The following is a 15,946-nucleotide window of genomic DNA, read 5'->3' on the forward strand; positions in this document are numbered from 1 at the left end:
ATCGGCTGTGGGGCGGGCTTGTTCTCAATTAACTCAGTGTTAACTGTAAGGGGATGGGTAAAGTCCGAATGCGTTGCCCTGTAGCGGCGAATAGCGCATTGGCGAGAGCGGGAGCAAAAGGCGGAGTAGGGGGCTCTCCCACTCCAGCTGGTGGTGCCGTGCTTTCTACAATATCCACGCTAAACTGCTTAGGTGCATGACTCATTCTAGCAACCTGATAGTCATGAAAGTTACTTTGTTTGATGCGCCCGTCGGCGGCTGATATTTCACCGATGGCGCAGCTCAATCCGTAAATCATGCCGCCTTCACATTGTGCTTTTACGTGCTCTGGGTTCACAATTGTGCCTGCATCTATTGCTACATAAGCATGAGGAATATGCCAACGGCCGTCTTTATCTACAACGACTTCCACCACCTCTGCAACGTACGTTAAAAACGAACGGTGCGCAGCAATTCCCAAGAACCGCCCTTGAGCATGGCGGTTATCCCAATCGCTCAGAGCAGCTACCCTTTCGATCACGTTTTTCAAGCGCGCTGTATCAATGGGATAGTCGCTCAGAGGATCACCATAGTTGGTGTATTCAGCGTGTTCGGCGGCTAAATCAATGTGTCTATCTTCACCGATGAGTTCGAGCAGGCAATCTTTAGGGTCTTTACCTGTTTCATGAGCAATCTCAGAGGCAAAAGACTGTACCGCGAACGCGTGATAAACATTGGCAACACTTCTTAACCAACCTATACGCACGTGGGGTTTTGCTTGCCCCCTTTCCATAGTGATATTGGGAATATCAAACGGCATGTCGAGTAAGCCTAAGCCAAGTTCACTGGTACTTGGTCTGTCTACCGCGGCGTTAAAGGTTGATGAAATCGAAGGGAAAACACTGTTGTGGCGCCACGCACTGACTTTGCCGTCTTCTGATATGGCCGCTTGAATATGCTGCGCGCTAACTGAGTGGTAATACCCGTTTTGGATATCATCTTCTCGTCGCCACACAACTTTGACTGGCCTTTTCGCTTGTTTGGATAAAATGGCCGCTTCGACCGAGAAATCAGGCTTAGATTTACGGCCGAATCCTCCGCCTAACAAAGTTACATTGACGGTGACCTTGTCTGGTTCAAGACCCAGTGCCACTGCAACTTGTTGCCGTGTTGATTGGGGAGTTTGAGTGCAGGCCCAAATAGTCGCCGCACCTTCTTGAACATCTGCAGTGGCCGCTGGAGGCTCCATTGGCGCTTGAGCTAAATGAGGCGCGTAATAGGTTGCAGATAAGGTGTTTTCAGCTGCTGCCAACGCCGCTTTTGCATCGCCTTTTTGTCTTACTGTTTCACCAGGGGCTTTGGCTGTGTTAATCAGCGCCGCTTTATAAACGTCAGAGTCGTAGCTGTCGTTAGCACTGGCAGCCCACTCTATATCGAGCGCTTGTAAGCCTTGCATAGCGGCCCAAGTAGAAGTAGCCAATACTGCTACACCACCTAAAGCGTTAAACATTGCCGGTGGTTTTGCATCGGGTAGTTTAATTACGTCGACTACGCCTTTTATTGCACGGGCTTTACTGTCATCTAGTGATTTTACCGCGCTAAATAACACTGGTGGGCGCTGAATCATTGCAATAAGCATATTGTCGAGTTGAACATCGTGCCCAAATGTAGTGTCACCACTGGTTACCTTGTCGATATCAACACTGGTGATACCTTTGCCGATGAATTGCCATTGCTCACGAGGTTTGAGGTTAAGCACTGCGATTTCCGGAATGGGCAAGCCTGCAGCAACACTCACTAAATCAGCGTAGTCAACGCGTCGGCCAGTGGAGCGATGTACAACCTGATGCATTTCACAGTCACAGCTCTCTACATCGACGTTCCAGCCTTTCGCAGCAGCTTGCTTTAACATGTGTGCCGCAGCGGCTCCCGCTTGACGCAAACGAGTTAGGTTACGGCGAATACTGCGCGAGCCATCGGTGTTTTGGTCACCGTATTCTGGGTTGCCCGTGCCTTGTTCTACTTCAACTCGATCCCAGTCAGCATATAATTCATCTGCAATAATTTGCGCAATACTAGTGCGGATCTGCTGGCCCATTTCTGAACGGTGGCAGGTGACAGTGACCGTACCTTGGGGATCAATTTTTACAAAGACATTGGGTTCGAGTAACGACGTGTTGGCAGATGCATCGCCAGCCATTGCGATGGCTTTAGTGCCAGACAGTAAGGTAACACTGAGCCCTAAGCCGGTTGTGGTTGCCGTGCGCTTGAGAAATTGGCGACGGGTAAGTTGAGTTTCACTCAGCATTATTAGGCTCCTTGCGCGACATCTTTAATCGCGGCTTTAATACGCGGATAGGTGCCACAGCGACAAATGTTACCAGACATGTTTTGCTCTATTTCTGAATCAGACGGCTTGGGGTTGGCCGCTAATAAACTGGCTGCTTGCATAATTTGTCCGCTTTGGCAGTAGCCACATTGCGGCACATTGTGTTTTTTCCACGCTTTTTGGAGTGGATGTGCATTATTGGGGTCTAAGCCTTCAATTGTGGTGACCTGTTTGTCGGCAATAGCTGCCATAGGTAGACGACACGAACGCATGGCTTGTCCTTCAACATGTACCGTACAAGCGCCACATAAAGCCATACCACAGGAAAACTTAGTGCCGGTTAGGGTGAGTTCGTCACGCAAATACCACAAAAGTGGCATTTGAGGGTCGCCGGAAAAGACCTTTTCTTGACCATTAATAGTTAGTTTCATTATACGGTGCCTGTTCTTTTTTAATTGAGTAAGCATAGACCACATTATCAATCAGGCTTAATCAAGCGACATGCGATGAAGGTAAGATTTATGCCGCTGTAAAGAAGTGTCAATGAAGATTTGAGCTTCAGGACAATTCAAGCTATTTAATATTAACTATAAGAAAAAGAAAGTATTCAGTAATTCAATGCCTTCAGGGTTACCTTTTCCGTAAACGTCAATTAAAAGTGTTGCGTTACTGCTATGTTTTCGGGTTATTATTAATTTGTGAAATAACTGTAAATGTTATTGGTTCTAGAGTATTCATTGAGTTAAAGACGTTTCGTTTGGAAGAGTTGATCATGCCGCAAAGTAATACTGTTGATGATATACATGCTATTCGTTCACCCTTGGCCATGTTGGCGCATTGGGAAGCACAACGCCCACAGGAAGTATTTTTAACTCAGCCTGTTAATGGGGAGTATCAAACTTATACTTGGGCGCAGGTAGGTGACTTAGCCCGCCGTGTCGCTGCGAGATTACAAGCTATGGCGTTACCGCAAGGAAGCCGCATAGCCATTTTATCTAAAAACTGTGCTGAGTGGTTTATTACTGACCTTGCGATAATGATGGCTGGGCATGTGTCTGTGCCTATTTTCTCCACTGCAGGCCAAGATACGATTCGTTACGTACTCACGCATGCGGACGTTAAAGTTCTGTTTGTTGGGAAACTCGATGACACAGCGTCTCAAGTTGAAGCCGTGCCAGAATGGGTCGATACCGTTGCTTTCCCATACCCCAATATTCCAGCAAAGCATCAATGGGCTGAGTTTATTGATTGCGAGCCTACTGCGTCTCCAGTCACTCCTGATATGTCGTCAATGATGACCATTATCTATACTTCTGGTAGTACGGGGCAGCCCAAGGGGGTTGTGCACAGCTTTGAAAGTATCTGCTGGGCGGGGCAAAATTCTATCAAGGCGTTAGGAGTGTCTACCGGTGACCGGGTATTGAGTTACCTGCCCTTGGCACACATTACCGAACGCGTTTTAGTCGAGTTATCAAGCCTTTATTCTGGCGAGCAAATTTTCTTTATTGAATCGTTAGACACGTTTCAGCGCGATGTTGTGTATTGCCAACCAACATTGTTTATTTCTGTGCCTCGCCTTTGGACTAAGTTTCAAATGGGCGTACTGGCTAAAATACCACAGAAAAAGCTCGATATTTTATTGCGTATTCCATTGGTCAAGCAGCTCATTTCTAAGAAAATTCGCAAAGGCTTAGGCATTAACGAAGCTCGATTATGGGCAAGTGGGTCTGCGCCATTGCCGCCGCCGATAATTAAGTGGTTTGAGCGTATTGGTGTGCGTATCTCAGAAGGGTGGGGTATGACCGAAAACAGTGCATACGGCACCGCCAGCGTCCCATTTAGAAGCGACAAAGTCGGGTGTATTGGCAAGGCTTACGACGGGGTTGATATACGACTTTCGGAAGAAGGCGAAATTCAGGTTAAATCGCCCTGTAATATGATTGAGTATTATCTCGACGCAGAAAAAACGGCCGAAGCGTTTACGTCTGACGGCTATCTAAAAACCGGTGATAAAGGGGCGATTGATAACGACGGATATATCCGTATTACAGGCCGACTTAAAGATATTTTTAAAACGGCCAAAGGTAAGTACGTCACGCCTGCGCCCATTGAAGCACGGTTTACTGAAAACCCATTGTTGGAACAAATTTGTGTAACAGGCACCAATTTGCCTCAGCCTATTGCTTTGGTTGTGCTTTCTGAAGACGCCAAACTGCAAAATAAGGAGTTGGTAACAGCATGCATAAACGACACGCTAGACGCAATTAATGCGAAACTGGAAAGTCATCAAGTGTTAGATCGCGTGGTGGTCATGCCCGATGAGTGGACCATTGAAAACGGCTTACTTACACCTACGTTAAAGGTGAAGCGCCACGAAATTGAAGACAAGTTTAAATCTGTGATTTTGGGCAGCTACAGCGAAAAAGTGGTGTGGTTGTAAATTAAGTTCAAACACAAAAAAAAAGGCGTCTCGGTATCTACCTTGGCGCCTTTTTTGTGCCCCGGTGCGTCAGTTACGCAGGGTAACGTTCGCTCAGGCCTTGATAGATAAGGTCGCTGTAACCTTCAGCATTAATGTCTAGTGCTGCCAGCACTTCTACCAAATGCTCGTTATCTTCTCTGCCATGCCAGGTTTTGATGTAAGTACCGGCTTTGTAACCGTGATCCTGACGGAAGAAATTCAACACATTTTTACCTACATACTGCTGATATAAATCAGCACCTGTCATTTCACATTGGGTGACTATATACATGAACAAAGGCACGCTAAAACGTTTAGCAGCACATAAGCCTGCCATTAACTCAAGGTTATCCAGTAATGATTGCTCAGCAGGGAAGTAAGTTGTGCCGTCGAAGACCACTTGATTTTCTGAGCTGGCTAACTCTGCTGCAAGTGTTGTTGCTGTGGCGGATATATCGCCTTCAAAATTAATAATGCTCGCAGATAGGGCGAAGTGCCAGATGTCGACAAGCTCCATTTGCAGTTGGGGTAAGTCTTTTTCCTGAGCTTTCCACCATTTCCAACCGTGGTGTTCAATAGCCTCAACAGACTCCACCATCGCCGCGCGCAAATAACCATACCCAGCAGTAAGCCACTGAGGGTTAACTTTTGTGTTCATTTTATCTTGCAAAGCAAGCATGGTGTTAAGTTGTGGTTGGGTGAGCATAGCGTATTTATCCTGTGACTCTCGCTGTGTTTTCAGCGTTCTGATTTTTTGCAGGCTAAATGGTAACTGAGATGGCATTGATGAGCCAGAGAAAGTCTGCGATTTGGGAATTTGTTGACCAGTCGCTCAAATTCGGTGCATATGCACCATGAAAAGGATATTGAAGTGAGCAAGAAGTCGTGAGGTTAGGGGTAAGTTATTGATTTTTGGTTATTATCTAAGTTGGCATTGATTCTGCTAAATCAACATTGTTAACTGCGCTGAACTGCGGCGCTAACTTTGAACGGTGCCAGGCAACGCCGTTTCAAAGTTGTCGCAGAAAGGCCCGTAACCTTCCCCATACAGATTTTTCGTGTCCTGAGGTCTGTATGGGTTTTTTTCTTCTGCGTATTGTACACAATTGACTATTATTTCTCCATTCATTTCCATCACAATTTTTATTGCGTAAGATAGGCTTCAATCAAGTCGACCAAATGGAACCGCGTTGCTCGCTCTCTACCCCTCAAATAAGCTCGAACATTTAAGTACTTTGTTGGCAACACTGCTTGATCAACAGCCATCGCCTCCTTTTACCGCTGATACTATTTTGGTTGAAAGCCCAGGTATGCAGCATTGGCTCAGCATGGAACTCGCCCGCCAGCATGGTGTGTCGATGAATTTGGCATTTCCATTACCCACGCGATTTATGTGGAACACTGCGCGCACCGTGTTGGGAGAGAACGTGGTACCCACGCAGTCGCCTTATCGTCGTGAAGTACTGATGTGGCGCATCGACACGCTGTTAGTTGACCATGAGGTAAAGGCTCATCCAAGTGCTGCGCGAATGACAGCGTATTGGGAACAGGCAGAGTCAGAGACAGAGCGCAGTGTAAAGCGCTTGCAACTCGCAATGAACTTGGCTGACGTATTTGAACAATATTTGTTATATCGTCCGGAATGGTTGCAAAGTTGGGAGCAGGGTGATGTTGCCGTAACGGGTGACGAAGATGAAGCATGGCAGGCTTTGATCTGGCAATGCTTGGTGAAAGAAAACCCATTGCACCCGGCTAAACTTCATCAAATGGCATTAGCGGCACTCGCTGAAAAGGGCGAAGATGTAGCGCAGCATTTACCTCAGCGGTTAATTGTTTTTGCTATCAATACTATGGCGCCGCAGTTAGTCTCGTTTTTCGATGCCTTGGCGCAGTTTATCGATATCCACTTGTTTCATTTAAACCCAAGTGTGAATTATTGGGGCAATGCCCAAAGCGACAAAGCGCAAGCAAAAATGCTGAGAGAGCAGGGGTTACAAGCGTGGATGGCAGAAGACCAATCTAATCCGCTGTTGGCAAATTTAGGTCGTCAGGGGCGGGATTTATTTAATTTGCTGACCCAATTGGACACCTTTGAAATTAGCGCTTTTGACGACGTGGATGAACCCGAAGTGGTCAGCGCTCAGCACTTGTTAGGTGACGTTCAAACCGATGTGTTACTGGCACAGCAGCCAGATGGAACGAGAAGCTGGCGCGAAGGTGATGACAGTATTCACATTAGCAGTGGTCATAGTGCGCTGCGAGAAGTACAAGCCTTACACGATTATTTATTGCATCAATTTAATGCTGATGATTCACTCACGCCTCAGGACGTGGTGGTGATGTGTCCTAAAATTGAAGAATACGCCCCTTTTGTTGACGCGGTGTTTCACCGTGTCGGAACGCCCAAGCCAGAACAGAGCGATATACCTCGTATTCCGTGTTCCATCGCAGACCGTGCCCCATTAGATGCAGAGCCATTGATAGCCACTTTTATCGAATTGCTCTCTTTACCCGACAGCCGATTTGAAGTGAATCATATTGTTGATTACTTACGTTTGCCCGCGGTGCAACGTAAATTTTCGATTGAAGAAGACAGCCTCGAACTCATGGTGTATTTCCTGAAAAAAGCCAATATTCACTGGGGGCTGGATGCGCAACATCGCGCCCGTGTCAGTGATGGTGTGGCGACGAGTGCAGTAAACACATGGCGTTGGGGGCTGAACCGCTTGATGGTGGGGATGGCCTGTGAAGACTTGTCTATTATGACAGAGGATCTTCTCACGTTACCTGACGTAGAAGGGCAGCAAAGCCTAGTGCTAGGCCAATTAATGGCACTCGTGGACACGCTGCAATTTCACGCTGAATCATTGTCGAGAACCCGCACCATTGGCGATTGGGAAAAGTACTTGCGCAGTCTACGCGATGACTGCTTTGAGCCAGATGAGGCGAGCCAAGACGCATGGGAAAGCATCGGTAAAGCCATTGGTGAATTAGCCGAGCACTGTGATCAGGCCGCTTACAAGCAAAGGTTGCATTTACGCCAAATTCGAGAAGTGTTAGCCCATCGCTTTTCGTCACCCGATGCAGGCAACCACTTTATGACGGGGCAAGTCACCTTTTGTTCAATGCTGCCGATGCGTAGTATTCCTTTCAAAGTGGTTGCCATTTTGGGGTTGAATGACGGTGCGTTCCCACGGCTGAATCAGCCGAATAGTATCAATATTATGCAGCGAAGTGCCGCACGGTTGGGAGACCGTTCTCGTCGGTTGGAAGATCGCTATTTGTTTTTAGAAGGGATTATTTCGGCGCGAGAAAACCTGTATTTGAGCTATCAGGGCAATAGCGTGGTAGACAACAGTGAGCGCCAGCCTAGTTTAGTACTACAAGAATTAATGGCATTGCTCAAAGAAGGTTACCATTGGCAGGCAGATAAAGGTGTGCATCACCTGCCGCTTCACCCCTTTAGTCAACAGAATTTCACCTCAGAGAAACCGAGTTTTGAAGCGGGCTGGCAACGACTCGCCCAAGCGCTTTATGCTTCTGTAAACGCGGCTCAGTCGACATCATTGACGCTGAGCAATGTGGTATTACCTGAGTCATTGTCGGTGCAATATATTGCAAGTGCATTCGATAATCCCTTGGCATTTTTTGCACAGCAACAGTTAAAAATGTATCTGGATTTACCAGTAACAGAATTGCAGGATACGGAACCCTTCAGCGAAAGCAGTTTAACCCGATACAAAATCCTCGAAACCATGGTTGACGCCGGTTTACACAAGCAAAGCATGCAATCGAGTACCCAGCGTTTTCGTTTGGATGGGGTATTACCCGACAATGCACTTACTGACGACGTGATGACGGTCTATGAACAAGCCGTAGAAAAACTAATCAGTAAAATGGAGCATTATGGTGACGCATGGACCGAGGAGCCAACGCATTTGCGTTGGAGTATGGGCAATACGGTTGTGAGTGCTTATGTGCATGAATCTGAGCACAGTGTGGTGAGTTATCATACTGGTACTCAACACGACAAGCGCATTGTAGAACAATGGTTAACGGCGTTGCTTTGTTGGGTGAATGGTATCGAGAAAAACTACATTGTTTTTTATGGCAAAAAGTGGGGCAGCGACAAGGCTGAACTGCGCAAAGTTACCTACACGCCGGTTGACAAAGAGTTGGCGGAACAGTACTTACAACTGTATTTGTCTAAGTTAACTCAGATTTTAACCACCCCGAGTCTGTATTACGCAAGATACGGTGCCGATGTGGCGAAAAAACTGCACGATTTCGCTAAAAAACAACCCGATAGTCATTGGCAGCAAGACGACGCTTTTGTTGACAGTTTACGAACTTGGTGGCGAGGCTGCTATGAGTACAACCCCAATAATCGCAATTTAGCTGGCGACGCTTATTTTCAATGGTTTTACCCTGTTACACCCGAGTTAGAAGCCTTACCCTTAGATGATCTCTACGACTTGTACGCGTTTAAACACACTTATTACAAAGACAGCAAGGAGAAATAAAGCATGAGTGAATTTTCTCCTTTGTCAGTGACCGGGTTAACCCTCTCAGGCACGCACCTGATTGAAGCCAGTGCAGGAACAGGAAAAACCTACAATATTACCCGTTTGTATTTACGAATCTTGCTAGAAAAGAAACTGAGCGTACAGCAAATCTTGGTGATGACTTACACCAATGCTGCAACAGAAGAGATTCGTGGTCGAATTGCAGACACATTGCGCGAGGCCCAGTCCTTTTGGCAAGCTTGCCATAACTGCGAAGAAGCGGGAGGGGATATTGCCAGTATTGATGGTGACCCCGACTTCCATGTGCTGTATCAGCGCACTCCAGGTGAATCAGGGTTAGCTTTGATCAAAGCGGCATTGCTAGAGTTAGACGACGCGGCGGTGTTTACCATTCACGGATTTTGTAATCGCGTGTTGTCGCAATTGGCCTTTTCGTCAGGTTCATCGATGACGTTAACCCTCGACAACGACACGCATGCGTTATACCTCACCGCTGCAAGCGATTATTTACGTAGTATCAGTCAGCAAAAAGAGAAGTTCGCGCTGTTAGCAAGCAGGGGGTGGCAAATACCCGATGCCTTACTTCACAAGTTTATGGGCGCTATTGCGCACAACGGGCAATTGGTTATTCCTCAAGCGGGCGAAATAGAAACTAAATTTGCAGAAAAAAAAGCACAGATTCTCAGCGAGTTTGAAACCGCCTTTGAAGAGGTGCGCAATCATCTCAGCGCAAATAAAGCCTTTTTGTTCGATGCACTCGTTAACATTAAAAAAGGTAAAGATAAGGCGTCCCGAGAAGCTGAATGGCAGAGTATTGAAGCCTGGTTAAACACGGCGCAACCTGTGGAACCAGAAAAGGCCGTTTTCGATTTTTGTAGTCGCCGGCGTACTACCAAAAACCTAGAAGCAAGAGACATCATGGAACCGCTAAACCAACTGTGCGACAAAGCAAAAAGTTGGGAGGCGCAACTGGAGCAAGAAAAAGCCACAGCGTTAAACGAAGCAGCATTATATGCGGTGGTTGAAGAAGCTATCAGTTTTATTCGGCAACACGTAGAAAAGAGTAAAACTCATTTAGGTACGATCAATTTTGACGATATGATTTCGCTGTTGGCGAATCGCATCACATCGCCAGATTGTGAATTAAGCCGGCGTTTACGAGCGTTGTTTCCGGTGGGACTGATTGATGAATTTCAAGATACTGACATGCAGCAGTATCACATTATTTCCAATATGTATCCGTCATCACAAGAAGACACGTTGTTAATGATGATTGGCGACCCGAAACAGGCCATTTACGGCTTTCGTGGCGGTGATATTTTTACCTATTTGGAAGCTGGGCGACGAGCCACATATCGCTGGAATCTCGGCACCAATTGGCGTTCAACGAGCGACATGGTGGATGCGTATAATAGGTTGTTCTACGGTGCCCCATTGAATCAGGAAAAATCTGATGTATTTGGTTTTGGTATTGATTACCACCCAGTGGCGTCCACGCCTTATGCGAAAGCGGCGAAATTTCCTTTAAGTGACAGCAACAGCGATAAAAAAGCCCTGCACTATGCCGTTTTAAAAGAAAATGACGATAGTAAATCGATAGCAAAAGGCTTAGCCGCCTTTCATATGTCGATATGGATTTGTGGGGAAATACAGCGTTTATTGTCGCAAGCCAAATTGGGTGATACGCCGGTGAAACCGGGTGATATTGCTATTTTGGTGCGCGGTGGTGGCGAAGCGAGCTTGTTGCAAAATCAACTCGCTAAAGCGGGGCTTAGTGCCGTATATATGAGTAATAAATCGAGTTTGTACGAGAGTGCCGAAGCCCATGATTTATTGCGCGTACTAACCGGCATTTGGCAGCAAGAGACAATGGGGGCGCTTACACCTGCGTTGGGAAGTCCATTATTTGGTCTTTCACAAGAAACGTTAACCTCGCTTTTGTACGACGAAGACGACCAAGCGTGGGAGTCGACAATGGAAACGGTGCGCACACTTAAAGAAATGTGGTCAAAACGCGGTGTGATGAGCGTTATTTTGTCGCTGTTGGAAAACCATTACGTACAAGTGGGCGATGCTGCCGAACGTGCACTCACCAACTATTTACACCTTGCTGAAAGTTTGGAAAAAGCGGCTTCTCGTCAGCCTCATCCGAATCAATTGCTACTGTGGTTTGCGCGCCAATTGGTGGAACAGTCGAATAACGACGAGTCGGTTCAGCGTCTTGAGAGCGATGCCAACCTCATCCAAATTATTACCCAACATAAATCGAAAGGTTTGGAATACCCAATTGTCTTTGTCCCTTTTGCTACGCATTACAAAGATCCTGCAAAATACGGGAATACGCTCAGTGATGTCCATCGATACTATTCTGACAAGTATGCCCAGCAGGTTGTACAGGTTGGTAGCACCGACGATGCACTGACTTGTGTGAGAGAGCAGGGCGAGGCAGAAGCGATGCGCTTGCTTTACGTGGCAATCACGCGTGCTTCGCATCGGTGTTACGTAGGGATGATGCCTACCGATGATGCGTCTCAGTCGGCTATTGCACAAGCTTTTACCGGGCGAGAGGGAGGCGATCACATTCGTGCACTTGAACAAATTATTGAGCAAACGCCACAACACACCAGTGTAGAGTGGGTTGATGCGAGTTGGGATGTGTCGCCTAAGCATAACGACATTGAGACTACCACTCCTAACCTGAATATTAGTGTATTTGAAGGCGAAATTTACGACGATTGGCGTTTGTATTCGTTTACGGCGCTTACGCGCCAAAGTAAGGTTGTAAAGCGCACTCATCGTGAAGCCGAAGTCGACGAAGCTGTCATTAGCGAAGAGCAAAACACCGCAGAATTGCCTTTCAGATTTAGTTTTGCCAAAGGCGCCGCGTCGGGAAATTTATTACACGATGTACTTGAAGTTATTGATTTCAGCCAGCCAGATTGGGAGGGAGAGGCGCAAACCGCGATGAAAAAACACGGCTTGGCAGAAGATAACCAACCTGCTTTTATTGCCTGGCTGGAAGAAGTGTTGCAAACCCCTTTGGAAACCGGCGATCAATCGGCTTATGCATTGCAGGACCTTGCTCAGGCACACACCCTGCGAGAGGCCGAGTTTTATTTTCCCATGAATACCGCGCGCAGCTTCGCTTTAACCAAAGTGTTACAGCATCATCGGCAATCATTAAAGCGGGATACCACGTCCACATTGCCCGCTCCGACTCTGTCTAGCCATACCTTGAGCGGCATGATGCACGGCTTTATTGACCTAATCTTTTATCGTGACGGGAAATACTATGTCGCCGATTATAAGTCTACGCACTTAGGCGATAATGCAGAGAGCTACCACCCAGAAGCATTACAATTTAGCAATCAGCATCATTTATATGACCTTCAGTATTTAATTTATAGTTTAGCGCTACACCGCTATTTACAGCGGCATGTACCCGATTATGACTTCGACCGTCACTTTGGGGGAGTTTACTACTTCTATTTGAGGGGGATGTCGCCCGATTTTCCCACTCATTCAGGGGTGTACTTCTGCCAACTTACTCAGTTGCTGGTGGAACAACTGGATGCTGTTTTTACCGATGATGTAGAGGTAATGGAATGAGTTTTACGCTGCTAAATTCGTGTCGAGATTATTTGGATAATGTGGCGTCGGTGGACATTTATTTCGCCAAAACCATGATGGAAAGAGTACCTGTGCCCAGCGCAATGCAGGCTGATTGGTTTCATCTGGCACTGGCGTTGTCTTGGCATCAAAGACAAGGGCACAGCTGCTTGTATTTGCCCGCTATTGCTAACCAATTGATGTTTGCTTCTCAGGAGTCGGTAAAAGCAGGTTGGCAATTTCCCTCTCTTGAACAATTACAACACCTTGCTTCTGAAGTCACAAGCACTGAACAAACGCCTGCACTGTTAGTGTTTGAGCAGGACAATTTATTTACGCAACGTTATTGGCAATTTGAGCAAGACATTAAGCAGGGGATCAGTGTTCGCACATCGCCAGTTGCCTTGAGCAAGGAAAGTGTTGATGCAGTACAAGGCCTTTGGCCATGTATGTTTTCAACTGAGAATAACCTAGAAGATTGGCAGCAGTTTGCTTCGGCTGCGGCTCTGCATTTGCCCTTTGCCATCATCAGTGGTGGCCCGGGTACGGGGAAAACTTACACGGTTGCGCGTTTGCTCTTGGCGTTACAAGCTGCGTATGGTGGTGCGTTGCGAATCAAACTTGCCGCGCCTACCGGCAAAGCGGCGCAGCGATTGACTGAATCTGTGGGGAATGCACTGCGTGAATTGTCTCTTCCTGACAACTATGAAAACGTTCGGCAGTCTGTACCCACAGAAGCGCAAACTCTGCACCGTTTGTTGGGTGTAAAAGCGCAGGGGGTAGACTGTTATGCCAATCAACAAAACCCGCTCGATTGCGATGTACTGATTGTAGATGAAAGCTCCATGGTAGACGTTGCACTTATGGCGCGCCTGTTTAGAGCGCTTACGCCGAGTACACGTTTATTTTTGATTGGTGATCCAGACCAGTTGCCGTCGGTTGAATCAGGTAACGTATTGGCCTCGCTGGTGGGGGCAAACAAACGGCACTACAGTGCGCCGTTGCTGCATAATATCGCCCAATTGTGCCCCCATCTTAACACGCTGTCGCCAAGTGAACCTGCCCGCGATTTTCGTTTGCAGTTGTCGAAGAGTCAGCGCTTTTCAGGCGACCTTGCAGATTGCGCTGCAGCCATTCAACAGGGCAACGGTGAGCAAGCTTGGGCTGTCTTGAATCGACTGTCTCATCAGCAAGTAATGCCGAATAACGCCGGTGTGTACTGGAGTGATTTATCAGAGGCTAAGTCACACATTCGCACGCTTGCTAGACAGTGGTTTGCCAATGTGTTGAAAAGTCAGTCGGTGCAAGAAGCAATGGCGGCGCTCGCCCATTGTCGCTGGCTCACCCCAATGCGCAAAGGGCCTTATGGAGTAGGGCAATTAAATCGTGAGGTCGAGCAAGCGCTTTCATCATTAGATGGGCAAATTGGAAGGGTAAAATACTACCGAGGCCGTCCTGTTATGGTGACCAGTAATCACTATGCACAAAAGCTATTCAATGGTGATGTGGGGATTATTTGGCCAGATGACCAAGGCCAATTAAAGGCCTGGTTTGAAGATGGTGAGGGAGGCTATCGCGGTATCAGCCTTGCCCGGTTACCCGAGGTTGAAACCGTCTTTGCCATGACCATTCATAAATCTCAGGGATCTGAATTTCAACATGTACTACTTTTGATCCCTCCGGTACAAGCAGGTAACAGTGGCAATCTGTGTACCAGAGAATTGATTTATACCGGGCTGACAAGAGCTAAGCAAAGTGCCTCGTTACTTACCGAATACAGCCGATTTAAAGACGTAGTTCATACACAACAACAACGGTTTTCTGGCTTGGGACGGTAGTTAGCCCTGTATGTTTGCAGCAGGCCAAATTTGGCTGGCATCGACAAAATAAAACAAGCAATCTTGCTTAGCAATGTCATGCTGGCCAGTGGCCATAAAGAATTTCATTGGGCGCCGCACGGTTAACGCGTTATCAGTGGCATCGAAAAATTGCTTAATATCTTCACCGTGTTCAGCCCCACACAGTGAAAAGTGCAGGAGTTGTGCGTGATCCACCCAACCGATCACCTCGCCCGGTTGGGTAATACCAAAATTCATTTGTTCAATATCTTGTCTTAAGGTGACATTCGCTCCAAACACAGGCCGCTCGGCAAAGGCGATGCTGGTGTCTGGCTCAAGTTCTAGTCGAAGGGGATAACGCAATACTTCAATATCTTGTTTGTATTGATTAGTGTTTTCGCTAGAAATGAAGTTTTTTAAGCCTTCATAAGCTCTCACATCCGCGTCGGCGTCGTGGGCGCCTCCCACTTCAACAGTAACAACAGGGCAATGCAATGGCACTTCCATGAGTGCGCCAAGCTGTATATTGGTTTGCACGAAGCAACGACTAAAATGCGATGCAAGGGCCATATAGGATGGGTGGTAACGCGTGGCAACACAAAAGGCGGGGCCACTACCAGAGGTGTTGTGTATGTCGACGACCGCGCAGGGTTGCCATTGGTGTAAACAGTCCATAATCGCTTTCGCGATCATTCCTTCTTTGCCGATAAACGGAGGGGCGAAACAGCGATTGATGTCTTTGCCTGACGGCGGGTAGCGATAGCTGAAAACTGGCTCTAACAATGCACTTTGTACGCCGACGATAATGATTTTTGTATCGACGGTGGCTTTCACGCCTTCTTTTAATAATCGATAAACCGCTTTGAGGCCAGAAGGCTCATTGCCGTGCAGCAAGGTTAACACGACGCGACAGCCCGGCTTTTTGCCTTTCAAATGAATAACGGTGGGGCCAGCTAAACTTTGTAAAAACCCAAAGCAACTCGCAGGCATACTGACAGATTCAGGTTGTGAAATATGTGATAACGGCGAAGTTTTCGTATCGTAATGTTTGGCAATTTCACTCATTGGTGTCTCCGTGCACTGGCAAACTTCGTAGTGTTAATTGGTTTAATTTCAGTGATTATTTTGCTGAATCTCACAGTGTTTTTCGCTCGCAATAAGGAGAAGGCGACTTGGCATATTGGCAGAGTAATGGTATTCGCTA

The 15,946-nt window shown here is 47.1% G+C and carries 8 protein-coding genes; 4 read left to right on the forward strand and 4 right to left on the reverse strand.

Features of this window, described 5'->3' with window-relative positions:
* Window positions 1-28 precede the first annotated feature (28 nt).
* The gene (locus tag ACXAH6_RS01135) at window positions 29-2,287 is read right to left on the reverse strand and encodes a xanthine dehydrogenase family protein molybdopterin-binding subunit (protein ID WP_474874785.1); all 2,259 of its coding nucleotides are present in this window, start codon (window positions 2,285-2,287) and stop codon (window positions 29-31) included.
* 2 nt (window positions 2,288-2,289) lie between these two features.
* Entirely contained in the window at window positions 2,290-2,742 is a 453-nt protein-coding gene (locus ACXAH6_RS01140; RefSeq protein ID WP_474875033.1) for a (2Fe-2S)-binding protein, read from the reverse strand.
* Window positions 2,743-3,080: 338 nt separating this feature from the next.
* Between ACXAH6_RS01140 and ACXAH6_RS01145 the strand changes: the two genes are divergently transcribed.
* Window positions 3,081-4,748, forward strand: a complete 1,668-nt coding sequence (locus ACXAH6_RS01145) for an AMP-binding protein (protein ID WP_474874786.1) — start codon at window positions 3,081-3,083, stop codon at window positions 4,746-4,748.
* A gap of 73 nt (window positions 4,749-4,821) precedes the next feature.
* Here ACXAH6_RS01145 and ACXAH6_RS01150 read toward each other — a convergent pair whose 3' ends face one another.
* On the reverse strand, window positions 4,822-5,475 hold the full coding sequence (locus ACXAH6_RS01150; RefSeq protein ID WP_474875034.1) for a dUTP diphosphatase: 654 nt from the start codon (window positions 5,473-5,475) through the stop codon (window positions 4,822-4,824).
* A gap of 484 nt (window positions 5,476-5,959) precedes the next feature.
* On the opposite strand from ACXAH6_RS01150, the gene recC reads away from it, so the two are divergent.
* From recC to recD, 3 genes are read left to right on the forward strand one after another with little or no spacing between them, the layout of a single operon-like run.
* Window positions 5,960-9,292, forward strand: coding sequence for an exodeoxyribonuclease V subunit gamma (gene recC, locus ACXAH6_RS01155; RefSeq protein ID WP_474874787.1), 3,333 nt, complete (start codon window positions 5,960-5,962; stop codon window positions 9,290-9,292).
* Window positions 9,293-9,295: 3 nt separating this feature from the next.
* Window positions 9,296-12,904, forward strand: a complete 3,609-nt coding sequence (gene recB / locus ACXAH6_RS01160; protein WP_474874788.1) for an exodeoxyribonuclease V subunit beta — start codon at window positions 9,296-9,298, stop codon at window positions 12,902-12,904.
* The gene (gene recD, locus ACXAH6_RS01165) at window positions 12,901-14,742 is read left to right on the forward strand and encodes an exodeoxyribonuclease V subunit alpha (RefSeq protein ID WP_474874789.1); all 1,842 of its coding nucleotides are present in this window, start codon (window positions 12,901-12,903) and stop codon (window positions 14,740-14,742) included. Before recB ends, recD begins: the two co-directional genes overlap by 4 nt.
* On the opposite strand, the gene ACXAH6_RS01170 is transcribed toward recD, so the two are convergent.
* Window positions 14,743-15,807, reverse strand: coding sequence for a M14 family metallopeptidase (locus tag ACXAH6_RS01170; protein WP_474874790.1), 1,065 nt, complete (start codon window positions 15,805-15,807; stop codon window positions 14,743-14,745).
* Between the last annotated feature and the right edge of the window lie 139 nt (window positions 15,808-15,946).

It is taken from the genome of Alteromonas sp. ABE4_545 (assembly GCF_056161325.1).